Raw genomic sequence first — 23,196 nt, 5'->3', positions numbered from 1 at the left:
GGCCGGTCAGCAGCCGAACGGGGAGTCGCCTTGTCCACTTTGGACCGCGACCGCACCACACCGGAGAGCCGGGTCGAGCGGGTCGCCCGGCTGTCGGAGGCCAAGCGGGCGATGCTGGCCCGCCGGCTCGGCGCCGCCAGCACGGGTCCGGCGGTCACCGTGCCGCGCCGGCCCGAGACGGCCGACCCGGAACTCTCCTGGGCCCAGGAGCGGCTGTGGTTCATGGAGCAGTTCGCCCCCGGCACCGCCGCGTACGTGGTCCCGGTCGTGCTGCGGCTGCGCGGCCCGGTGGACCCGGCGGCCGTACGCCGGGCACTCGACCACTGCGTGGCCCGACACGACAGCCTGCGTACCGGCTTCGCCGCCGGCCCGGACGGTACCGCCGGCACGTACGTCGTCGCCCCCGCGCCGGTGCCGCTGGCCGAGGTACCCGTGGACCGGGGCGGACCCGTCGAGCCGGGGGCGGCGGGCGGCTCCGCCGAGGTCGCCGACGCCGACGGGTCCGGATCGTCCCCGGTGGAGGAGGCGGCCCGGGAGCTGATCGCCGCCGAGCTGGCCCGGCCGTTCGACCTGGCGGCACCGCCACTGCTGCGGGCCACGCTGTTCCGGCTCGGTGCCGAGGACCACGTCCTGCTGCTCGCCATCCACCACATCGTCTGCGACGGTTGGTCGGCCGAGGTACTGGTCGGGGAGATCCGCGAGCAGTTGACCGCCGAGGCGCGCGGGCTCGCGCCGGTCCTGCCCGACCTGCCGGTCCGGTACGCGGACTACGCGGCGTGGCAGCGCGGCAGGGCCGACTCGGGGGGCTACTCCGCCGACCTGGACTACTGGCTGCCCCGGCTGGCCGGACTGCCGCCACTGGAACTGCCGACCGACCGGCCCCGCCCGGACCGCCAGACGTACGTCGGCGCGACCCGGACCTGCCCGGTCGAGCCCGAGCTGGCCGAGCGGCTGGTGGCGCTGGGGCGCCGGCACAACGCCACGCTCTACATGACGCTGCTGGCCGCGTTCCAGGTGCTGCTCGCCCGGTATTCCGGGCAGCGGGACTTCGCGGTGGGCTCACCGGTGGCCGGGCGCCCACTGCCCGAGCTCGACCCGATGGTCGGGCTGTTCCTGAACATGCTGACCATGCGCGCCGAACTGGCCGGCGATCCCACCTTCGCCGAGCTGCTCGGCCGGACCAGGGACGCGGCGCTGGACGCGTACGCCCATCAGGAGCTGCCGTTCGAGCGGCTGGTCAGCCGGCTCAAGCTGGTCCGGGACGTACGCCGGCCGCCGCTGTTCCAAGTGCTCTTCGCGCTACAGAGTTACGGCGGCCGGGGCGTCCGCACCGAGGCGGTGCGGCCGGCCGCGGACCAGCTCGCCGGGCCCCGGATCGAGGCCTTCGGCTTCGCCCACCCGGCCACCCGCTTCGACCTGGAGCTGTACGTCGCGCCGGACGCCGGGGGTGGGCTGCACTGCACCTTCGTCTACCACCGGGACCTGTTCGACCCGCAGACCTGTGCCCGGCTGGTCGCCGGATGGCAGCGGCTGCTGCGGGACGTGGTCCAGGCACCGGACCGCCGGCTGTCCGCACTGGACCCGCTGACCCCGGGCGAGCGGGACGCGCTGCGGCGCTGGAACGACACCGCCGTGCCGGTCACCGGACCGGCCACCCTGGTGGAGCTGGTCGAGGCACAGGTCCGGGCCACTCCGGACGCCGTGGCGGTGCGCTTCGAGGGCGAGCGGTGCGACTACGCGGAGCTGAACGCCCGGGCCAACCGGGTGGCGCACCGGCTCCGGGCCGCCGGGGTGGGCCGGGACGACGTGGTGGCGGTCTGCGCCGAGCGCTCCGTCGAGCTGGTGGTAGCGCTGCTCGGCATCCTCAAGGCCGGCGCCGCCTATCTGCCGCTGGACCCGGACTATCCCGCCAAGCGACTGTCGTTCATGCTCGCCGACAGCGCCGCCCGGGTGCTGCTGCGGCAGCGGAGACTGAAGCCCTCGGCCGACCCGGCGGTCCGCACGCTGCTGCTGGACGACCCGGCGACCTGGGCGGACCAGCCCCGGCACGACCCGCCGCCGCTGGCCGGACCGGACGACCTGGCGTACGTCATCTACACCTCCGGGTCGACCGGCCGGCCCAAGGGCGTGCTCGTCACCCACCGGGCGGTGGTCAACCGGCTGGACTGGATGCAGCGGGAGTACCGGCTCGGCGCCGACGACGTGGTGTTGCAGAAGACGCCGGCCGGCTTCGACGTCTCGGTCTGGGAGTTCTTCTGGCCGCTGGCCACCGGGGCGCGGCTGGTGCTGGCCCGGCCGGGCGGGCAGAAGGACGCGGCGTACCTGCGTGACCTGATCGTCGCCGAGTCGGTGACCACCACCCACTTCGTCCCGTCGATGCTGTCGGTGTTCCTGGCCGAGGACGTCAGCACCTGCCGGTCGCTGCGCCGGGTGATCTGTAGCGGCGAGGCACTCGGCCCGGGGCTGGCCGCCGACGCGGTCCGGGCGCTGCCCGGAGCGGAACTGCACAACCTGTACGGGCCGACCGAGGCGGCGATCGACGTCAGCTCCTGGCGCTGCCGCCCCGAGACCCTCGACGGCCGATCCCCGGTGCCGATCGGCCACCCGATCCAGAACATCCGGCTACACGTGCTGGACCGGCACCTCAACCTGGTCCCCGTCGGCGCGCCCGGTGAGCTGTACATCGCCGGGGTCGGACTGGCCCGTGGCTACCTCGGGCGGCCGGGCCTGACCGCCGAGCGGTTCCGGCCGAACCCGTACGGGCCGCCGGGAGACCGGATGTACGCCACCGGTGACCTGGTGCGGCGGCGCGCCGACGGTGCGATCGAGTTCCTCGGCCGGATCGACAACCAGGTGAAACTGCGCGGCCTGCGGATCGAGCTGGGCGAGATCGAGGTGGCGCTGCGCGACCAGCCGGGGGTGGCGGAGGTGGCGGTCGTCGCCCGCGAGGACGTGCCGGGCGACCAGCGGCTGGTCGCCTACCTGGTGCCCGCCCCGGCGCCCGGCGCGCGGCCGGGCGACGGTGCCGGCGCCGGACCGGGCGACGGTGCCGGGCCGCAACCGGCGCGGTTGCGTACGGCGCTCAAGGAGTCGCTGCCCGACTACATGGTCCCGTCGGCGTTCGTCATCCTCGACGCGCTGCCGGTGAGCCCGAACGGCAAGCTGGACCGGGCCGCGTTGCCGGCCCCGCAACAGGACCGCGCCGTGGACACCGACTTCGTCGCGCCCCGCACACCCACCGAGGAGGCGGTCGCGGCGGTCTGGCGTACCGTGCTCGGGCTGCCCAGGGTCGGCGTACTGGACGACTTCTTCGACCTGGGCGGGCACTCGTTGCTCGGCGTCCAGGTGGTCACCCGGCTGCGTACGGTGGTGCCGGCCGGTGGCGCACCGGTCAGCGTGATGGACCTGTTCACCCACCCCACCGTCGCCGGACTGGCGGAACTGCTGGACACCCCGGCGGACCGGCGCGGGCCCCGTCGACTGCTGCACGAGCTGACCCCCACCGTCCCGGCCGGCCAGCGGGTCCGCACCCTGGTCTGCGTCCCGTACGGCGGCGGCAGCGCGGTGGTGTACCAGCCGCTGGCCGACGCGTTGCCGGCCGGCCACTCGCTCTACTCGGTCTCGGTGCCCGGCCACGACCTCGGGCTGACCGAGGATTCACTGCCGCTGGCCGAGGTCGCCGGCCGGTGCGTCGCCGAGATCCAGGAGCGGATACCGGGCCCACTGGTGCTCTACGGTCACTGCGGACTCGGCAGTGCGCTGATCGTGGAGATCGCCCGCCGGCTGGACGCGGCCGGGCGGGACCTGGAGGCCGTCTACATCGGTGCGGTGTTCCCGTTCGCGAAGCCGACCGGCAAGGTGCTCGGCCGGCTCGGCCCGCTGCTCCGGCAGGACCGGCTGGCCAGCTACCGGCACCAGGTGAACTGGTTGAAGTCGATGGGCGTGGACGTCGACGAGTTGGGCCCGGAGCAGGCCAGGCGGATCGTGCAGAACATGCGGCACGACTTCCGGGCGGCCGAGGAGTACTTCACCGGCCTGCTCGACAGCGGCGTGCCCCGGCTCCGCGCGCCGGTCATCTCGGTGGTCGGCGACCGCGACCCGAGTACCGACTACGCCCAGGAGCGTTACCGGGAGTGGGACTTCCTCGGCGCCGAGACCGCGCTGGTGGTGATCGACGAGGCCGGGCACTACTTCCTGAAGTACCGGGCGGACGAGCTGGCGGAGATCGTCACCGGTACGCACACCGCGCTGGCCGCCGGCCCGGCCGGGGCCCGGTCGCTGACCGCTCCGGCCCGTGGTCCGGCCCCCGGCTGGTGGCTGGACCGCTACCCGGAGCGCGACGGCGAGGAGGAACCGGCGGCACCCTCCCGCGCCGCCACTCCGAGGACGGGCGACCGGCGCGCCGCCGGGGTCGGGCAGGCCGCTGCGGTACGAGCCGCGCCAGCGCCCAGCATGGGCCGGTTCCTCGCGGTCGTCGTCGGGCAACTGGCCTCGATGACCGGCTCGGCGCTGACCGAGTTCGCGGTGCCGATCTGGATCTACACGGAGACCGGCTCGCTGGCCAGGTTCGCCATCTTCTTCGTGGTGGGGTTGGTCCCCGGCATGCTGATCGCGCCACTGGCCGGGGCCGTCGTCGACCGGTACGACCGGCGCCGGGTGATGCTCGGCGGCGACATCGCGGCCGGCAGCGTACAACTGCTCTTCGGGCTCCTGCTCTGGACCGACAACCTGCACGTCTGGCACATCTATCCGCTGCTCGCCGCGCTCTCCTGCGCGCTGACCTTCCAGCGGCTCGCCTTCACCTCGGCGGTGCCGCAGTTGGTGCCCAAGCGCTACCTCGGGCACGCCAACGGGTTCGCCCAGACGGCGGCCGGGATCGCCCAGTTCGTCGTACCGCTGGTCGCGGTGGGGCTGATGGCGAGCATCGGGCTCGGCGGGATCCTCGCGATCGACGTGCTCAGCTACACGGTGGTGATCGGTCTGCTGCTGGTGCTCCGGTTCCCGGCCACCATGGCCTACCAGCGGCGCGAGTCGTTGCTGGCCGAGATCAAGGGCGGCCTTGCGTACACCCTCAACCACCGTGGGATCCGCGCGATGCTGCTCTTCTTCGCCGCGCTCAACATCTTCCTCGGTCCGCTGATCCTGCTCGTCTCGCCGCTCGTGCTCTCCTTCGCCGAGCTGCCACAGGTCGGTCAGGTGGCGTTCGGCGGCGCCCTCGGGGTGGTGCTCGGCGGGCTGACCATGACCGTCTGGGGTGGACCGGCCCGGCGCCGGATGCGCGGCATGCTGCTCGGTACGGCCGTGCTGGCGCTCTGTGCCCTGGTCGTCGGCGTGCGGCCGGCCACCGCACCGGTCGCGGCCGGTGTGTTCGGGATGATGTTCACGCTGACCCTGGTCAACGCGATCTACGCGACCATCGTCCAGGTGACCGTGCCGCAGCGGTTCCACGGCCGGGTCTTCGCGCTGAACACGATCGTGGCCTGGTCGACCCTGCCGTTCGGCTTCGCGGTGATCGTCCCGTTCGGCCCGCGCCTGTTCGACCCGCTGCTGGCCGAGGGCGGGGCGCTCGCCGGCACGGTGGGCCAACTGATCGGGGTCGGACCCGGCCGGGGCATCGGCCTGATGTACCTGCTCTGCGGGCTCGCCATGGCGGCGCTCGCGCTGACCTGCCTGCGGGTGGGCATCCTGGCCCGGTTCGACACGGCGGTACCGCAGGCGCCCCCGGACGACCTGTTCGGGGTGCGGGCCCGGGAGGAGCGGCAGCGGGCGCTGGCCGCCGCGCAGACCACGAACGGGGGTACCGGTGACTGACAGCGAGACTGAGACCGAGGTGCTGGAGATCGTCCGGGAGGTGCTCGACGTCGACCCGGTACGACCCGAGGACGACCTGTTCGACCTCGGGTTCACCTCGCTGGCGATCGTGAAGACCGCGGCCCGGGTCCGGGAGCGTCTCGACGCCGAGCTGCCGCTGTCGGCGTACTTCGACGCGGCGACCGTCGCCGATCTGGTGGCGGTCGTGGCCGCCGCGCGTCCGCGATGACCGGCGCGACGACCGGCCAGCGGGCCGACGACGATCCGGCCCCGGGAGCCACCCGGGGGCCGCTCACCCTGGGGCAGCGGCGCCTGTGGTTCCTGACCCAGCTCAACCCGGGGTCCAGCGAGTACCACATGCCGCAGGTGACCCGGCTGCGCGGGCCGCTGGACGTGGCCGCGCTGACCGGCGCCCTGCACGACGTCGTACGCCGGCACGGCATCCTGCGTACCCGGTTTCCGGTGGACGCCGACGGGGAGCCGGTGCAGGAGGTGCTCGACGGCTGGCGGTTGCCGGTCGAGCTGGTCGAGTTGGACGAGCTTGACGGTGCCGCCGAGCTGGTCGAGCTGGCCGAACTGGACGGTGTTGCCGAGACCGTGCCGGCTGCCGTCGACGATGCCGACCTCGACGAGCCGGCGCGGCTGGCGTACGCCTCGGCGGTGGTGGCCGACCGGGTCAACACGCCGTTCGAGATCACCGTGAGCCCACCGGTACGGGCCAGCGTGCTGCGACTCGGGCCGGACGACCACGTCCTCTGCGTCGTGCTGCACCACCTGCTCGCCGACGACTGGTCGCTGGGCGTGCTGTTTCGGGAGCTGTCGGCCGGCTACGCCGCCCGGCTGGCCGGGGTGCCCGCCGAGCTGCCCCCGCTGCCGATGCAGTACCTCGACCATGCCCGCGCCGAGCAGCAGCGCCTCGCCGCCGGCCGGGAGGCGAGCTGGCGGTACTGGAGCGCCGAGTTGGCCGGTGCCGAACCGCTGGATCTGGTCACCGACGCGCCCCGCCCGCCGACCATGACGACGGCCGGAGCCTTCGTCGGGCACCGGCTGCCGCCGGGCGTGGCCGAGGACGTGCGCGGATTGTGCCGGGTCGGCCGGACGACGCCGTTCATGACGATGCTCGCCGGGTACCTCGCGCTGCTCGGGCTCTACACCGGCCAGTCGCAGATCCGGGTCGGCTCACCGGTCAGCAGCCGGGACCGGGCCGAGCTGGAACCGCTGATCGGGTTCTTCCTGACCACCGTGGTGCTGCGCGGCGACCTCTCCGGCGACCCGTCGTTCCGGGAACTGCTGGCCCGGGTCAGGGCGACGGCCGTCGGCGCGTACGGCCACCTCGACACGCCGTTCGAGGAGCTGATCTCACACCTGGCGCTCCGCCGGGATCCGGACCGCAATCCGCTCTTCGACACCATGTTCCTGGTGCACGGCACCCAGGCCGGTGAGCTGCGGCTGTCCGGCCTGGTCGCCGGAGCGTTCGATCCGGGACATCAGCAGGCCAAGTTCGACCTGCTGGTCGAGGTGCACACCGGGGACGACGGCTGGCGGCTCCAGGCCAACTACCGCCCTGAGCTGTTCGAGCCGGCCACCGTCACGCTGCTGCTGCGCCGCTTCGAAGGGCTGCTGCGGCACGCGGCGCAGGCCCCGGACGAGCCGCTGTCCGCACTGTACGAGCGGCTGGCCGGTGACGAGTCCGACCCGTCGACGGACCCCGCCGGACCGGCGCCCGCCGAGCACGCCCGCGTCGCACCGCCGCCCCCGGCCGACCTGGTGGAGCTGCTCGCCACCGCCGCCACGGCGTACCCGAACACCATCGCGGTCAGCGGCGTCGACGGCGCGCTGAGCTACGCCGAGCTGCATCGCCGCGCCGTGCGGCTGGCCCGGTTGCTGCGTCGGCACGGCGCCCGGCGGGACCGCCTCGTCGCGGTCTGCCTGGAACCGGGCCCGGATCTCGTCGTCGCACTGCTCGCCGTGCTCACCGCCGGGGCGGCGTACCTTCCGCTGGATCCGGGACATCCGCGCCGCCGGCTGGGGTACCTGCTCGCCGACGCCGGGGCCGGGCTCCTGGTCACCACGAGCGGCCTGCGGGACCGGCTGGATCCGACCGGGTGCGAGGTCGTCGACCTGGACCGGATGCGCTGGGACGACGAGCCGTCGGCCGAGCCGGCCGATGCCGAGCTGTCGGATACAGAACCGGCCGATGTCGAGTGGCCCGATGGTGAACTGCCCGCCCGTGCCCGGCCTGACTCCGGGTCGGACCCGTTGGCGTACGCCATCTACACGTCCGGGTCGACCGGGCAGCCGAAGGCGGTGGGTGTGCCTCGGTCGGCGCTCGCCGCCCGGCTGCGGTGGATGGTCGAGGCGTACCGGATCGGCCCGGGGGACCGGGTGTTGCAGTTCTCCTCGGCCAGCTTCGACACCTTCGGCGAGGAGGTGTACCCCACCCTGGTCGGCGGTGCCACGCTGGTCGTGCCGCCGGCCCGGGCCGAACTGCCCGACTTCCTGGCCACCCCGGCCGGGCAGGAGCTGACCGTACTCGACCTGCCGACGGCGTACTGGCACGAACTGGTCGCGGATCTGGCCGGGATCGCCTGGCCGGCTCGGTTGCGGCTGCTGATCCTCGGCGGCGAGCAGGTCCGGCCCGACGCGGTCGGCCGCTGGTTCGAGGCGTTCGGCGACCGGGTCGAGGTGTTCAACACGTACGGGCCGACCGAGGCGACGATCATCGCGACGGCGGCCCGGTTGACTCCGGCCGACGCCACCGGGCGACCGCCGATCGGACGCCCGCTCGCCGGCACCACCGCGCACGTGCACCGGCCCGGCGGTGGACCGGTGCCGGTCGGCGTGCCCGGGGAGTTGCTGCTCGGCGGTGCCGGGCTGGCCCGGGGCTACCTCGGGCGGCCGGAGCTGACCGCGCAACGGTTCGTCGAGTACGACGGCGAGCGACGGTACCGCACCGGTGACCGGGTGCGGTGGCGGCTCGACGGTGCGCTGGAGTTCCTCGGCCGCCTCGACGACCAGCTCAAGGTGCGGGGCCACCGGGTGGAGCCGGGCGAGGTGGAGGCGGCGATCGTCGCCCACCCGGACGTCCGGCACGCGGTCGTCACGGCCGACGGTGACGCCCGACTCGTCGCCCACCTGGTTCCCGAGCCGGGCACCGCCGCGCCCTCGCCGGCCCAGCTCCGGGCACACCTGTCCGAACTACTCCCACCGCACCTGCACCCGGACGCGTACGGGGTGCTGGCCGCCCTGCCGCTGACCGCGAACGGCAAGGTCGACCGGAAGGCCCTGCCCGCCCCGACCTCGGTCGCCCCGGCCCCGGGCGGTACGCCGGTGGCGCCCCGGACCGACGCCGAGCGTCTCGTCGGGCAGGTCTGGGTCGAGGTGCTCGGCGTCGAGCGGGTCGGCATCCACGACGACTTCTTCGAGCTGGGCGGCCATTCGCTGCTGGCCACCCGGATGGCGGCGCGGCTGCGGGGCGTCGTCGGGGTCGCCGTACCGCTGCACACGATCTTCCGGCGCAGCACCGTCGCCGAGCTGGCGGAGGCGGTCGAGGACCTGCTGCTCGCCGAGATCGAGCAGCTCGACGAGGACGAGGTGGCGAACCTGCTGGCCATCGACGACGTGGCGACGCGGTTACCGGACGGCTGACCGGCCCGCCCGGGGTACGATCCCAGGCCGGGCGTGCTCGCCCCCGGTGGGATCGGTGCGGGACGGTCCCTACCGGCGCTGGTCGATCGCCTCGGCGACCGCCCGCAGCGACGGCATCGACAGCAGTTCGTCGAAGGAGAGCGCGACGCCGAACCGCTCGTTGGTCGAGTCCAGCAGCAGCGTGGCGGTCATCGAGTCGCCGCCCAGGTCGAGGAAGTTGTCGTCCGCGGCGACCCGGCGGCGGCCGAGGATCTCCCGCCAGATGCCGGCGAGCTCCACCTCGGTCGGGGTCCGGGGCGGGTGGAAGCCACACGCACCGGGTTCGTCGACCGCCTCGTGCGCGATCTGGTCGGGCAGTACCCGACTCTCGGCGTCCCGGGGCAGTTTCGGCAGCACCACGACGAGGTCCGGGAGCTGCTCGGCCGGCACCGATTCCCAGATGTCGTCGCGGATGTCCACCGCGGTGCAGTACAGCCGTGGGGTGACCGCGACGATCCGCCGCGCCCTGGCCCGGACGACCGCGAACTCGGCGACGTCCGGGTGCTGGCCGAGCAGCGATTCGATGACCTCGGAATCAGTGGACGAAGTGCTCATCGGATTCCTCTCCCGGGTTGCCTTCCTGGTCCTCGGCCGCCCGCGCCTGCTCCTCGGTCACGTACCGGGCGAGTTCCGCGACGGTGGCCAGTTCGAAGATCGTGACGGCGTCCAGTTCGACCCCGAGCCGTACCCGTAGCTGCGCGGCGACCTCGACCGCCAGCAGCGAGTCGCCGCCGATCTCGAAGAAGTTGTCGTGTACGCCCACCGAACCGACGTCGAGCAACTCCGCCCAGGTCTGCGCCACCCGCTCCTCGACCCCGGTACGGGGTGCGGTGAACGAGGCCGGGCCGGTGCCGTCGAGCAGCTCCGGCAGGTGTCGTTTCGGCACCTTGCCGGCCGCGTTCCGGGGAATCTCCTCGACGAGCCGGATGATCGCCGGCAACTCCCGGCGGCTCAACTGCCGGGCCGCGTGCTGACGGATCTCCCGCGTGCTGGCCTCGGCCCGCAGTACCACGAACGCGGCGATCACCTCGCCGAGCACCGGATGGTCGACGGGGAAGACGGCCGCCTCGGCCACCGCCTCGTGCCGGCCGAGCACCTCCTCGACCCGGTACGTGGACACGTTGAACCCGCCCACGTTCACCACGTCGTCGGTCCGGCCGGCGAGGAACAGGTAACCCTCGGCGTCCAGGTAGCCGAGATCCCCGGTCCGGGTCCAGCCGTCCTGGAACCCGGCCGCACCGGCCGCCGCGGTGCCGGAGCCGCCGGTCCCGGCCGTACCGCCCTCGGGCGGGCCGGAGCCGTCGGAGCTGTCGGAGCTGTCGGCGTCCAGGAACCCGCGGGACGGGGCGACCGCGGACCGCAGCCAGACCACGCCCACCGCACCGGCGCCCAGCAGGCTGCCGTCCTCGGCGGTGATGCGTACCTGGTTCGCGCCGACGGGCCGGCCCACGGAATCCGGCCGGTCGGGGTCGAACTGGGTCGCCACCCGGGCCGGAAACGCCTCGGTCGAGCTGTAGAAGTTGTAGAAGGTGGCATTCGGGAACACCGCCGGCAGGTCCGGCATGATGCCGACCGGCAGGGCCGCGCCGGAGAAGTGCACGCCGCGTACGGAGGAGAGCTTCGGTGCCTGGTCCGTCCCGGCCCGGACCAGCCAGTGCCCCATCGCCGGCACCAGAAAGACCGAGCTGACCTGCCACTGCTCGGTCAGCCGCCGGAAGTCGGGGACGGTGAATTCGGGCATGATCACCAATGTCTGCTGGCCGCCGACGCTGTTGACCAGGTGGATCTGTCCGGCGACCGACCCCAGCGGCAGGGCGTGCAGGCCAGGCTGGTTGGCCCGGACACCGGTGGGCCAGGTGGGCTGGGCCCGGACCACGTTCGCGTGGGTCGCGACGACACCCCGGGGCAGCGCGGTGGTGCCGGAGGTGAAGACCACATCGGCGATGTCCAGCGGGGTGGCCTCGATCGGTACCGCCGAGTCGTCCTGTCCGGCGGTCAGTTCGGCGGTGTCGGCGGTCCAGCAACCGACTCCGGCGACCGCCGTCCCGGACCTTTCCGGGCCGGTTCCGCCGGTCCCCGGCGCGCCCTGGCCCGGCTCCGCCGGCGCAGCCCCGACGAGGCGATCGTCCGCGCCGGACGGGCGGTGGCCGGACCCGACCGGCCCGGGCGCGCTGACGGTGCCGGGCGCGGTGACGATCCCGGCCACCCGGTGCCGGGCGACCAGCCACCGGATGTCCTCGCCGGTGAAGCGCTCGCCGAGCAGCAGCGCGGCGGCCCCGACCTTCAGCGCGCCGAAGTACGCCACGACGAACTCCGGCCAGGCCGGACCGGCGAACGCCAGGGCCAGCTTGTCGCCCCGGACGACGCCACGGTCCCGCAGCCCTCGGGCGAGCGCGTTCGACCGTGCCTCGATCTCGGCGAAGGTCAGCACCGGTCGACCGTCGACCACGATCGCCGGCCGTCCGGGTACCAGCCGCGCGCTGCGGCGGAGCAGATCGGGTACGACCCGGGGACCGCCCGAGTCACCGTACCGGGTGCCCTCGGTGCGGGTCTGCGCCGACATCTCGGCCCCCTCCAGTCTGGTCATTCGGCCAGCTCACCCCGCTCATCTGGCTCACCCGGCCCGCCCCGGGAGCCGTCCGGAAGATGCCGGGAGCCGCCCCGGACGATCTCGGCCAGCTCGTACGGCGTCGGCGCGTTGAAGACGTCCTGGAGGGTCACCTCGCGGCCCGTCCGGTCGGCGATCCGGGTGGCCAGGACCGCCGCGAGCAGGGACTGGCCGCCGCTGGCGAAGAAGTTGCTCCGCTCGTCGACGTCCGGGCGGCCGAGCAGGTCCACCCAGAGCTCGACCAGCGACCGCAGCAGCGGGTCGAGCGCCGTCGGTGCCGAGCCGGACGGCCCGGTTCGGGTGTCCGGCGGCGCGACCTCCGGCAGGGCGGAATGGTCGACCTTGCCACTCGGGTTCCGGGGTAACACGTCGAGGCGGACCAGGTCAGCGGGGACCAGGTAGTGCGGCAGCACCGCCCCGGCGTGCCGGGCCAGCTCGGTCAGGAACCCGTCGTCGGTGGACGGATCGACCGGCTGGACGTAGCCGACCAGCCGGCCGTCGCCCTGCGGGTCGCCGTGCACCACCACGGCCGCCGCCGCGACCGACCGGTGCCGCTCCAGCGTCGACTCGATCTCACCCAGTTCGATCCGCCGGCCGCGCAGCTTGACCTGCCGATCGGCCCGCCCGAGCAGCTCGATCGTGCCGTCTGGCCGCCAGGTGCCGAGGTCGCCGGTCCGGTAGCGGCGGGCTGGCCCGGCTCCGTCGGTGAACCCTTCGGCGGTCAGCGCCGGCTGGCCCAGATAACCCCGGGCCACCCCGGCACCGCCGATCCACAGTTCACCGACCACCCCGGGTGGGAGTTCCCGGCCGTCGTCGTCGAGCACGTGCAGGGTGGTGTGCCAGATCGGACCGCCGATGCCGACCGGGTCTGGTACCCCGGGGTGGATCTCGGCCACCGTCGACCAGATCGTCGTCTCGGTCGGGCCGTACACGTTGAACAGCCGGCAGCCCGAGCGGAGCAGCCGGTGGGCCAGCGCGGCGGTCAGCGGCTCGCCGCCGCACAGCACCCGGCGCCCGGCCAACTCGTCGGTCAGCCGTCCCGCCACCAGGCGCCAGATCGTCGGCGTGCTCTGCACCACTCCGACGTCGTGCCGGGTGACCAGGTCGAGCAGCAGATCCGGGCGGACCTGGGCCGAGTCCGGCGCCACCACCGCGGCGCCGCCATGGCCGAGCGCGAGGAGGAGTTCGAGGGCGGAGATGTCGAAGCCGAACGAGGTCAACCAGAGCGTCCGGTCCCGGTCGGACACGGCGAGACGGTCGGCGAAGAATCCGACGAGGTTGGCCAGGTTGCCGTGGGTGATCTCCACACCCTTGGGCGTTCCGGTCGAGCCGGAGGTGAAGATGACGTACGCCAGGTCGTCGTCCCGGACGACGCCGAGCCCGGTCGGCACCGCCGGGGCGTCCGACCGGGCGACCGGGTCGAGGTGGTCGAGCCGGAGCACGTGTCGGTCCGCCGCCCACGCCGGCGGGGGACCGGCGCCGGTGAGCACCGCCCGGACGTCCGCCGCGTCGAGCCGTACCCGCAGCCGGGCGACTGGCTGGGCCGGGTCCACCGGCAGGTAGCCGGCACGTAGCGACCAGGTGGCGAGGACGGCTGCGGCCAGGTCGCCGCCGCGGGGCAGGGCGAGCCCGACGACGGCGCCGGGGCCGACGCCGGCCGCCGCGAGATGTGCCCGGATGACGGCGGCCCGGTCGGCCAGCCAACCACGGTCGCGGGCCTGCCCCTCGGGCTCGACCAGGGCGCACTCCCGTCGACTCCGCCGGATCCGCTCGGCGACCAGGTGCGGCACCAACCGGCTCACCGGGGCCGGGGATCGGTTCACCCGCTCCAGGGCCGTCCGCTCGTCGGGATGCCACATCTCCAGGTCGGCCAGCGGTCGGTCCGGGTCGGCGGCAGCGGCCCGGAGCAGCAACTCGTACCGGCTGACCAGCGCCAGTACATAGGATTCGTCGTGGATCTCCGTGCTGTAGACCGCCTCCAGGGCGATCCGTTCCGGCCAGCGGAGTACCACGAACTGCAGGTCGTACCGGCTCATCCGGGAGTCGACGGTGACCCAGGCGGAGTCCGGCAACGGGCCCGGGGGCACCACGGTCGAGGCGGGCAGGAAGTTGAACATGTGCCGGAACAGCGGCGCGCGCCAGTTCATGGCGTCCAGGCCCAGCCCGCCGAGCAGGTTCTCGAACGACACGTCGGCGTGCTCCAGGCCCGCCACCAGATGCGCGCGGACCTCCGCGACGAGGTGTCGGAAGCTGTCCCGCGGCCGCACCGTGACCCGGAGCGGCAGCGTGTTGACGTGGTACCCGACCCGGCCGGCCGCCGCGCCGCCCCGGGTGTCGACCGGCACCGCGACCACCAGGTCCGGGCCGGCGCCGTGCCGGGCCAACAGCAACAGGTACGTGGCGAGCAGCACCATGTTGTCGGTGACCCGGAGCCGACGGCGCAGCGAGTCCAACGCCGCGCGGCCCTCGGCGGAGAGCACCCGTTCGAGTCGGGCACCGGTGAAGCGGGGCTCCGGCGGTTCGATCCGGGCCCGACCCAGCGGGAAGGTCTTCGGGTCGATTCCGGCCAGCCGCTCGGTCCAGTACCGCAGGCTGGTCGCCCGGGGCGGGGGCTCCCGGTGGCCGGTGTTGGCCGGCGGGACGACCTCGTCGGCCGGCTGGCCGGCGTTCCCCGCCGGTTGGTCCGGTGCCGGACCGGTGCCGGCCAGCTCCAGGTAGATCGTGGCGAGTTCCGGCAGGACGATGCCGGCGGACCGGCCGTCGAAGGCGATGTGGTGGACGACCAGGCACAGCACGCTGCCCGGACCGTCGGAGAACTCGACCCGGGCCACCCGCAGCGGCGGCTCGGTGGCCAGCGCGAACGGCTGCCCGGCCAGCTCCGCGAGCGTGTCGGCGAGACCGGCCCGGGTGGTGCGGAGACTCCGCACCGGTGGCGGCGGCAGGTCGGGGTCGCGCACCCGCCGGTACGGGACACCGTCCCGGGCCGGGAAGACGGTACGCAGCACCGGGTGGCGTCGGGTCAGCTCGTGCACCGCGGCGGTCAGCACCGCCGGATCGATCGGCTCCGACGTGCTGATCGCGAACGGCAGGTTGTCCACCGCGACGGCGGGCGCCAACCGTTGGAAGAGCCAGAGCGCCTCCTCCTTGCGGCTCAGCGCTTCGGAGTCGGTCTGGTCGTGGTCGCCCGGCCGTTGCCGGGTCGACTGGGTCATGACCGGCCGGCCAGCGGCTCGCCGACGAGCGCCCGCCCGGCGAGGTCGGCGGCGCGTACGTCGGCGAGCAGGTCCGACTGCGGGACGTCCAGCCGGACCTGCCGGTCGGCGCCGGGGATCGGTGGTGGTTCGTGACCGGCGGAGAGGACGATCAGCGCCGGACCCGGGCTGTCGGGTGGCGCTGCCGCCGACAGCAGCAGGTACCGCAGGTAGGTGTCGATCCGGGCGCAGAGCTGGTCCGCGATGGACGGTGGAACGCCCTGCCCGGCGCAGGCCGGCTGGGCCAGTGCCGCGTACCGCTCGGAGAGTCGCCCGGCCAGCCGGCTCAGCTCGGGCCGGGTGCGTACCTCCGCCCGGGCGGCCTCCCGGGCGGCCCGTACCTCGGCGGCGGGCAGCGCGGCGGCGAGACCGTCCAGCGCGGTCCCGAACTGGTCGTACAGCGTCTCCGCCGTCACCTCGACCGGGTCGAAGAGGACGACCGGCGGGGCGACCCCGTAGCGGTCCGCCAGCCGTCGCGCCAGGGCGCAGGCGAGCGTCCCGCCGGCGCAGTATCCGAGGATGCCCGCCGTCCCGCCCGTGACCGGCAGGTCCCGGTCCAACCAGACGTCCAGCCCACCGGCTGGGGAGTCGACCGACGCCGCGACGACGTGTCGCCAGCCGGCCTCCTCGGTGCCCCACACCGGGTACGGCTCGGGCAGCAGCCGGGCCAGGTCGGTGAACCCGGCTCCGGCCCGGGCCTGTGCCGGGGTGAAGTCGACGGCGAGCAGACCGGGCCCGGCTCCGGGGCGCAGCAATCGCCAGCCTTCGGATGACATACCTTCCCCTCCCGGAACCGGCGGCGTCACCCACCGTCCGGCCCCTTCCCCGTCGAGGCACCCGCTGGCCGTCACCCTAGTGCGATCATCCACGTCCGTCGAGGTCCCGGATATTTTTCGGCCGGTTCACGCCTCGCACGTGGGCATTGATCAGCAGCTCAGCATGGTGATCGGGCCGTCGTACCGTCGGCCGGCCCGACCGATCGTGGATCGAGCGTGCGGGAAGTTTTCCGGATCACTTCCGGAGGGATGTCCGGCCGATCTACTGGCCGACCTCCCGATCGGGGCCTGGCCGGGGTCCGGGACTGACGATCTCCGGTGCCCGGCTGCCGGAGGCGTCCGTCCTTGACAGACCTGAATGCCGGATAGCAGGCTCTGAGCCCATGCCGCCGACGGTCACCGCGCTGGCTCGCAGTCAGGAAACGCTCTGGGAGTTCGTCCGCTGCTTCGCGCCGGACGACCCGGGGTGCCTCGGCTACAACGTCTTCGGCACCATGCCGCTGGCCGGGCCGGTGGACCTGGCGGTGTTCCGGGCCGCGGTGCGGGACGTGGCGCGACGGCACGACGCACTGCGGATCGTCTTCGAGACGATCGCCGACGACCCGCTGATCCGGATCGAGGACGAGGTCGAACCGATCGTGACCTTCGTCGACCTCTCCGGCGAGCCCACCGGTCGGGTCGCGGCGCGGCGGGGCAGCGTACTCGGCTACGAGAGCGGTCGCGCCTTCGATCTCCGCCAGGGTCCGTTGTGGAGCGTGACGCTGGTCCGTTCGTCCCGGACCGACTACACGGTCGCGGTGAGCATGTTCCACATGATCGCGGACGGCTGGTCGACCGGAGTCTTCCTGCGCGACCTGGCCGCCGCGTTGGCGGCCCGGACCGGTCAGGGCGGCCCGCTGCCCGAACTGCCCCTCCGGTACGCCGACGCGACGGCCGTGCCGAGGTGGAGCGCCGCGGAGCGGCGGCGCCGGACGGAGTTCTGGCAGCGGCAGCTCACACCGTTGCCGGAGGCGTTACCGTTTCCCGGAGTCGGCGAGGGTGCGGGGGGATGGTCGGGCGGCGCGGACGGTCCGGGCGCCGACACCGGCCGGTACGCCGGGCTGGACGTGACCGCCACGGCAAAAGTGACGATCGGACTCCCCGCCGACCTGGCCCGCCGGCTGCACGGGTACGCCCGGCAGCACCGGATGACGCCGTTCGTGCTCTCCCTCGCGGCCTACCGGGTGCTGCTGGGCGCGATGACCGGCTGGCCCCGGCTGGTGCTCGGGACGGCCACCTCCGGCCGGGACGAGCCGGGGACGACCGAGCTGGTCGGCCAGTTCACCCACAACATCTACGTGGCGACCACGATCCCGTTGCGGACCACCCTGGCGGACGCCGTCGCCGAGGTCCGGACCAGCACCTTCGCGGCGATGCGGCAGGTGGCGTCGTTCAAGGAGATCGCCCAGGCGGTGAACCCGGGCTTCGCGGAGGCCCGGCCCTGGCCGTTCCTGCTGCTGTACCACTCGTGGTTCCAGTCGGCACCGCCGGCAGGTGGTGCCCCGGGCGGCCGGGCCGAGGCCGGGGACGAGGTCCGGGAACAGCGGTCGCGGGGGAGATTGCCGGCCGGGGCGGAGGTCGGACCCGACCGGCGGGCGCTGTGGGCCAAGCGGGGCGAGCCGGGTATGACGGTCAGCGACGACCGGCGGAGCGCGGAGCTGAACTACAACCCGACGTGTTACGACCGGGACGCGGTCGTCGGCGCGGTCCGGGGGTACCGGGTCGTGCTGGCGGAACTGCTGCGTGACCCGAACCAGCGCATCTCAGACCTGAAGATCTCCTGACCGACGCCGGGCCGGCCGGGACGCCGACCCGGACCTAACTGAGCAGGGCAGGTGGGTCGGCGGCGCCGGCGTGGTGCCATGCGCCGGAGTGCCATTCGGCGCGGATGACCCGGCGTCGGAGGAGCTCGGGGTTCGCCCGGCCGTACGTCTGCCGCTCAGTTCCGGGCAGCGGCCTGCTGGCGCAAGGCGTCGATCTTGCGCCAGGACTCGGCAGCCCGCCGGTAGTTGCCGTCCGCCTCGTAGCGCTCCGCCGCTTTGCGCTGCCACTCGATGGCTTCGTCGATGCGGCCGATCCGCTGCAGCGCGTCGCTCAGCCCGGCGAGCGCCATCACCGTCTCGCTGCCGTTGACCTGCTGCGGCCGTTCGAGTAGCTCGGTGTAGAGCCTGGCCGCCTCGGCCGGGTTGCCGGCGGTGAGCTCGTAGTGCGCCCGCTCGCGTTGCGCCGCCAACCGGTCCGACTCGAGCCCGGCCAGGCGCGCGTTCAGCTCGGCCGAGTCGATCCAGTCGCGGGCCTTTTCGAGGTCGTGCCCGCCCTCCAGCAGGACCGACGCGGTGAACCGGGAGAACCGGAGCCAGTCGTGCAGGGTCATGGTGCCGAAGACCAGGGTCCGGTGCGCCGCCAGGAGGTGCTCGTACGCCGGAGCCGGACGGCCCATCCGGGAGTAGGCCATGCTGGCGATCCAGTGCGTCCGGCCGAGGACGCCAGCGTACCCGCCGTCGTTCGCCAGCCGGATCATCTCCTCGATCGTGCGTTCGGCGGCGTCGAAGGCGTTGGTCTCGACCTCGATCGAGGCGAGGATGCCGAGCAGTTGGACGTGCTCGCTGCTGCCGCTCAACTCACCCTCGCTGACCAGCTCCACGGCCTCCTGGGCGGCCTTCTGCGCGCTGGCCAACCGGCCCATCTCGCGCAGGATCGACGCGTTGTGCGCGGCCAGCACGACCTGGATGGCAGGGGAGCGGTCCACGCTGGGGATCCGTCGCAGCTCGTCGACCAGGGCGAGTCGTTGCTCCTGGTCGCCGGCATCGGTCAGGACCTTGAGCAGTTCGATGCCGTACGCCAGACCTGCCTCGTCGTTGCCGGTGAGGCGCGCGCCGGCGAGTTTCTCCTCGATCAGCTTGCGGGCACCGGCGAGGTCGCCCATCTCGGCGAGACGGCGCATCTCGACCTGGGCGACGAGTTCGGACGGCTCCCGGCCACGGCCGCCGCTGAGGCCCTCCACTTCGTAACCGAGCAGTTCCTGTGGGGTGCTGTCGAGCAGCCGGGCCAGCCGGATCACGACCTCGAGGCTGGGCACCCGGCTGCCGTTCTCCAGCAGCGAGATGTAGCTCGGCGTCATGTTGTCGCCGGCCAGGGCCTTCTGGGACAGGCCCATCTCGATGCGGCGGTTGCGCAGACGGTTACCAAACTCCGGTTGACCCACCACGAGCTCTTTCATCGGTGTTGTCGACTCCAGTCACTAAGTCCGATGTTTACCACTGTATCGCTACCTCGCTCTGTTGAGGTACCCGAATCACCCGTCCCCGACGAGATCTAGGTGTTGACGGCAAGAGATTACTAGAGTCATCATAGCTTTACTGGAGTTGAGGAGGTGGTGGGGATGTCCGGGAGCACCGGGAACTGTCCATCCGTGGTGGCGCTGTGGAGCGCGCCGCGGTCACGATCGACCGCCTTCCTGCGCATGATCGCCGAGCGCGGCGACCACGTGGTGTTGCACGAGCCGTTCTCGCAGCTCACCGATTTCGGGGCGTACGTCGTGGCCGGGCAGACCGTGCACAGTGAGGCCGAGTTGATCGCGCGGATCGAACGGCTGGCGGCGGACGGGCCCGTCTTCTTCAAGGACACCACCGACTTCCGCTACCCGGGCCTGCTGGCCGACCGCGGTTTCCTGCGCCGGGTCAGTCACGTCTTCCTGATCCGTGACCCGGCGGCCGCCATCGCCTCGCACTTCGCCCTCAACCCGCGGCTGACCAGCCCGGAGGTCGGGTTCGAGCGACTGGCCGAGATCCACGACGCGGTCACGGCCGCGGGCGGCGCGGCCGTGGTGGTCGACTCCGACGACCTCGTCACCGATCCGCCGGCCACCGTCGCGGCGGTCTGCGCCGCCGTCGGCTGGGACTTCCGGCCGGAGGCGCTGTCCTGGTCACCGGGTCTGCTGCCGCAGTGGCAGCGCACCAGCCGGTGGCACGTGCGCACCGGCGCCACCGACGGCTTCCGCCCGGTACCGGCCGAATATCCGGACACCGTGGCCAACCATTCCGTGCTCGCCGCCTTCGACGCCCATCACCGGCCGTTCTACCAGCGGCTGCGGGACCGGCGGATCGCCATCGAGAGGAACAGCAGTGTCCGTTGAGATCGAAGCCCCGCCCGGCCGTATCGGCCTGTGGCACGGGATCACTCCGCTCGCCGTGTCTGCCGAACTGCTCGACGAGGACGCCCAGCAGGTCAGCGGCGCCGGCGTCTGGGTGACCGACCGGGCCGGCCGCACGTTCCTGGACGCCCGGGCCGGGATGTGGAACGTGGCTCTCGGCTACCGTCACCCCACGGTGATCGACGCCGTCACCGCGCAACTGCGGACCCTCCCGGCCGGCGTCGCCATCCGCTTCGAACAGCCGCCGCAGATCACCATGGACTACGCGGAGCGGCTGCTGGACCGGGTCGGCGGTGACTACGCCACGGTGAAGCTGTACCAGTCCGGCGCCCAGGCGGTCGAGGGCGCGGTGCTGCTCAGCCGGTACCTGAGCCGGATCGAGGGGACACCCGGCCGGGACCGGATCATCGCGCTGAACAGCAGCTGGCACGGTGCCGGCGTGGCGGCCGGCGCGGTCACCGGCGAGCCGCACGTGCACGGCGCCTGCGGGCCGCTGATGGCCGGGGTCAGTCACGTCGACCCGCCGGCCCCGGACGACACCGGCGCCGGGGTCGCCGCCGTCGCCGCGGAGTTCGACCGGCTCGGCCCGGACCGGGTCGCCGCGGTGATCGTCGAACCGGTTCTCGGCACCAACGTGCGGCCGCTACCGGACGGCTACCTGGCCGACCTGGCCGCGCTCTGCCGGCGCCGGGGCGCGCTGCTCGTCGTGGACGAGATCACCACCGGCTTCGGCCGCACCGGGGCGCTGTCCCGCTCGGTGGCCGACGGGGTGCACGCCGACCTGCTGCTGCTCGGCAAGGGCATCACCGGCGGCTACCTGCCGATGTCGGCCATGCTGGTCGGCTCCGCACTGGCCGCCCGGCTGCTCGGCAGCCCCACCCGGGAGGGCTTCCCGCACGGCTCGACCAGCGACGGGTACCCGCTCGGCGCCGCGGCCGGGATGGCGGTGCTCGACGTCTTCGACGCCGGCCTGCTGGACCACGTCGCGGTCGTCGGCGCGTACCTGCGGGACCGGCTGGAGACGCTGCGCGACCGGCACCCGTCGATCGTGGACATCCGTGGGCGCGGCCTGATGCTCGGCATCGAACTGGCCACCGGCGGGGTGCCGTGGCCGGCCGCCCGGTGCGAGTCGCTCCGCTTCGCCTGCGAGGAGCACGGGCTGCTGATCCACACCGGCAACAACGTCGTCGACCTGATGCCGCCGCTGATCGTGACCGCGGCCGAGTGCGACGAGATCTGCGCGCGGTTCAGCCGCGCCCTGAGCGGGGCGGAGGCGGGCTGGTGAGCGGCGCGGGGAAGGCGGCCCGGCACTTCGACGTGGCGGTGGTGGGCGGCGGCAGCGCCGGCGCGGCCGTCGCGGCCCGGATGGTGACGGCGGGCGCCTCGGTGTGCCTGATCGAGGCGGGGCCGGACTACGGCCCGCTCGGCGCCGGTCGGTGGCCCGCCGACCTGCTCGACCCGCGAATCCTGCCCACCTCGCACGACTGGGACGTGCACGGGGAGATCACCACGTCCCGGGCCCGGGTGCTGGGCGGATGTTCGGCGCACAACGGCTGCTGGTGCGTCCGGCCCACCCCGCTCGACGTCGCCGAATGGCTGGCCGGCAGCGGTGGGGACTGGACCCCGGCCGAGGTCGGGGCGGCCGTCGCCCGCGCCGAGGCGGTGCTGGCCCCGCAGCGGGTGCGGGCGGACGTCCTCACCCCGGTGGCCCGCGCCGCACTGGCCGGCGCGGACCGGCTCGGCGTGGCGATGCTGGGCGACGTCAACGACGCCACGGCGATCGACGGAGTCGGGCTGCCGCCGGTCAACATCCACGAGTCGGTGCGTTGGAATTCCGCCTTCGCGTACCTGGACGGCCTGCGCGGGCTGCCCGGTCTCACCATCGAGGCCGATCTACCGGTCGACCGGCTGCTCTTCACCGGCGCCCGGGCGACCGGCGTGCTCGGCCACCGCCACGGTGTGCCGGTCACGGTGGCGGCCGACCGGGTCGTGCTGACCGCGGGCGCGTACGGCACCCCGGCGGCCCTGCTGCGCAGCGGCGTCGGACCGGCCGACGAACTGGCCCGGCACGGGATCCCGCCGGTCCAGATCCTGCCCGGCGTCGGCGCCAACCTGGCCGACCATGTCGGTTCCGGGCTCACCTTCGCCGCCTCCGACGACCTGATCGCGGCCACCGGCGCCTTCGCCGCCGACCAGGACTTCTTCCCCAGCCAGGTGCTGTGGAAGGCACGCAGCCCGCACTGCGACCCGGGCGGCTGGGACGAGTTCATCCTGCCGATCCCGCAGTACGACCCGGCACGTCCCGGCCGCGCCGCGTACCACGTCCAGGTGCAGGCGTTCTGTATGACCCCGCGCTCCCGCGGCCGGGTCCGGCTGCGCAGCCGCGACCCGCAGACGCCGCCCGAGATCGACCCGCGGTTCCTGACCGACCCGGAGGGCCACGACCTCGCGGTGATCCTGGACGGGCTGGAGCGGGCCCGGGAGCTGGCCGCGACCCCGGAGTTGGCCAAGCTGCTGGCCGCCGAGCTGCTGCCCGGCGCGGACGCGACCGACCGGGACGAGCTGGTCGAGCACGTCGAGGCCACGGTCCGCGGCTACTGGCACCCCACCGGGACCGCCGCGATGCTCCCCGACGCCGACCCGATGTCGGTGACCGGTCCGGACGGGCTGGTCCGCGGCCTGGACAACGTGCACGTCGCGGACGCCTCGGTCATCCCGGTGTCGCCACGCGGCAACACCAACCTGCCGGTCGTCGCGGTGGCCGAGGTGATCGCGGCCCGGCTGGCCGGCGCGGCCACCACCGTCCGGGAACCGTCACTGGGCCTGGCCGCCTGACTGTCACGACGCCACGACGCCACGACGCGGAAAGGA

The 23,196-nt window shown here is 73.6% G+C and carries 12 protein-coding genes; 7 read left to right on the top strand and 5 right to left on the bottom strand.

Going from position 1 to position 23,196, the window contains the following annotated elements; translation table 11 throughout:
• Nucleotides 1-111: 111 nt before the first annotated feature.
• From ACSMXO_RS26025 to ACSMXO_RS26015, 3 genes are read left to right on the top strand one after another with little or no spacing between them, the layout of a single operon-like run.
• Entirely contained in the window at nucleotides 112-5,811 is a 5,700-nt protein-coding gene (locus ACSMXO_RS26025) for an amino acid adenylation domain-containing protein (RefSeq protein ID WP_455419312.1), read from the top strand.
• Nucleotides 5,804-6,040, top strand: coding sequence for an acyl carrier protein (locus ACSMXO_RS26020; RefSeq protein WP_455414164.1), 237 nt, complete (start codon nucleotides 5,804-5,806; stop codon nucleotides 6,038-6,040). The genes ACSMXO_RS26025 and ACSMXO_RS26020 overlap by 8 nt, the downstream gene beginning before the upstream one ends.
• Nucleotides 6,037-9,459: an amino acid adenylation domain-containing protein gene (locus tag ACSMXO_RS26015; protein WP_455414163.1), complete on the top strand. Its 3,423-nt coding sequence runs from the start codon at nucleotides 6,037-6,039 to the stop codon at nucleotides 9,457-9,459. The genes ACSMXO_RS26020 and ACSMXO_RS26015 overlap by 4 nt, the downstream gene beginning before the upstream one ends.
• A 69-nt stretch (nucleotides 9,460-9,528) precedes the next feature.
• Here ACSMXO_RS26015 and ACSMXO_RS26010 read toward each other — a convergent pair whose 3' ends face one another.
• The 4 genes from ACSMXO_RS26010 to ACSMXO_RS25995 are packed head-to-tail and all read right to left on the bottom strand — an operon-like array spanning nucleotide 9,529 to nucleotide 16,133.
• Nucleotides 9,529-10,053, bottom strand: coding sequence for a phosphopantetheine-binding protein (locus tag ACSMXO_RS26010; protein ID WP_455414162.1), 525 nt, complete (start codon nucleotides 10,051-10,053; stop codon nucleotides 9,529-9,531).
• On the bottom strand, nucleotides 10,034-12,085 hold the full coding sequence (locus ACSMXO_RS26005) for an AMP-binding protein (protein WP_455414161.1): 2,052 nt from the start codon (nucleotides 12,083-12,085) through the stop codon (nucleotides 10,034-10,036). The genes ACSMXO_RS26010 and ACSMXO_RS26005 overlap by 20 nt, the downstream gene beginning before the upstream one ends.
• Nucleotides 12,082-15,318, bottom strand: coding sequence for a non-ribosomal peptide synthetase (locus ACSMXO_RS26000; RefSeq protein WP_455414160.1), 3,237 nt, complete (start codon nucleotides 15,316-15,318; stop codon nucleotides 12,082-12,084). The genes ACSMXO_RS26005 and ACSMXO_RS26000 overlap by 4 nt, the downstream gene beginning before the upstream one ends.
• Nucleotides 15,315-16,133 (bottom strand): hypothetical protein, encoded by an 819-nt coding sequence (locus ACSMXO_RS25995; protein ID WP_455414159.1) that lies wholly within the window; start codon nucleotides 16,131-16,133, stop codon nucleotides 15,315-15,317. Before ACSMXO_RS25995 ends, ACSMXO_RS26000 begins: the two co-directional genes overlap by 4 nt.
• A 383-nt stretch (nucleotides 16,134-16,516) precedes the next feature.
• On the opposite strand from ACSMXO_RS25995, the gene ACSMXO_RS25990 reads away from it, so the two are divergent.
• Nucleotides 16,517-17,956 carry a condensation domain-containing protein gene (locus tag ACSMXO_RS25990; RefSeq protein ID WP_346256926.1) on the top strand — a complete coding sequence of 480 codons (1,440 nt, stop codon included), beginning with the start codon at nucleotides 16,517-16,519 and terminating at the stop codon, nucleotides 17,954-17,956.
• 155 nt (nucleotides 17,957-18,111) lie between these two features.
• Here ACSMXO_RS25990 and ACSMXO_RS25985 read toward each other — a convergent pair whose 3' ends face one another.
• Nucleotides 18,112-19,392, bottom strand: a complete 1,281-nt coding sequence (locus ACSMXO_RS25985) for a helix-turn-helix domain-containing protein (RefSeq protein WP_455414158.1) — start codon at nucleotides 19,390-19,392, stop codon at nucleotides 18,112-18,114.
• A gap of 162 nt (nucleotides 19,393-19,554) precedes the next feature.
• Between ACSMXO_RS25985 and ACSMXO_RS25980 the strand changes: the two genes are divergently transcribed.
• From ACSMXO_RS25980 to ACSMXO_RS25970, 3 genes are read left to right on the top strand one after another with little or no spacing between them, the layout of a single operon-like run.
• Complete coding sequence (locus ACSMXO_RS25980; RefSeq protein ID WP_455414157.1) at nucleotides 19,555-20,307, top strand: sulfotransferase-like domain-containing protein; 753 nt, start codon at nucleotides 19,555-19,557, stop codon at nucleotides 20,305-20,307.
• A complete protein-coding gene (locus ACSMXO_RS25975) occupies nucleotides 20,297-21,610 on the top strand; it encodes an aminotransferase family protein (protein ID WP_455414156.1) in 1,314 nt (437 codons plus the stop codon). Before ACSMXO_RS25980 ends, ACSMXO_RS25975 begins: the two co-directional genes overlap by 11 nt.
• The gene (locus ACSMXO_RS25970; protein WP_455414155.1) at nucleotides 21,607-23,160 is read left to right on the top strand and encodes a GMC family oxidoreductase; all 1,554 of its coding nucleotides are present in this window, start codon (nucleotides 21,607-21,609) and stop codon (nucleotides 23,158-23,160) included. The genes ACSMXO_RS25975 and ACSMXO_RS25970 overlap by 4 nt, the downstream gene beginning before the upstream one ends.
• Nucleotides 23,161-23,196: the final 36 nt, after the last annotated feature.

This window comes from Plantactinospora sp. DSM 117369 (assembly GCF_053764795.1).
This window is presented reverse-complemented; position numbering and strand designations above follow the sequence as displayed.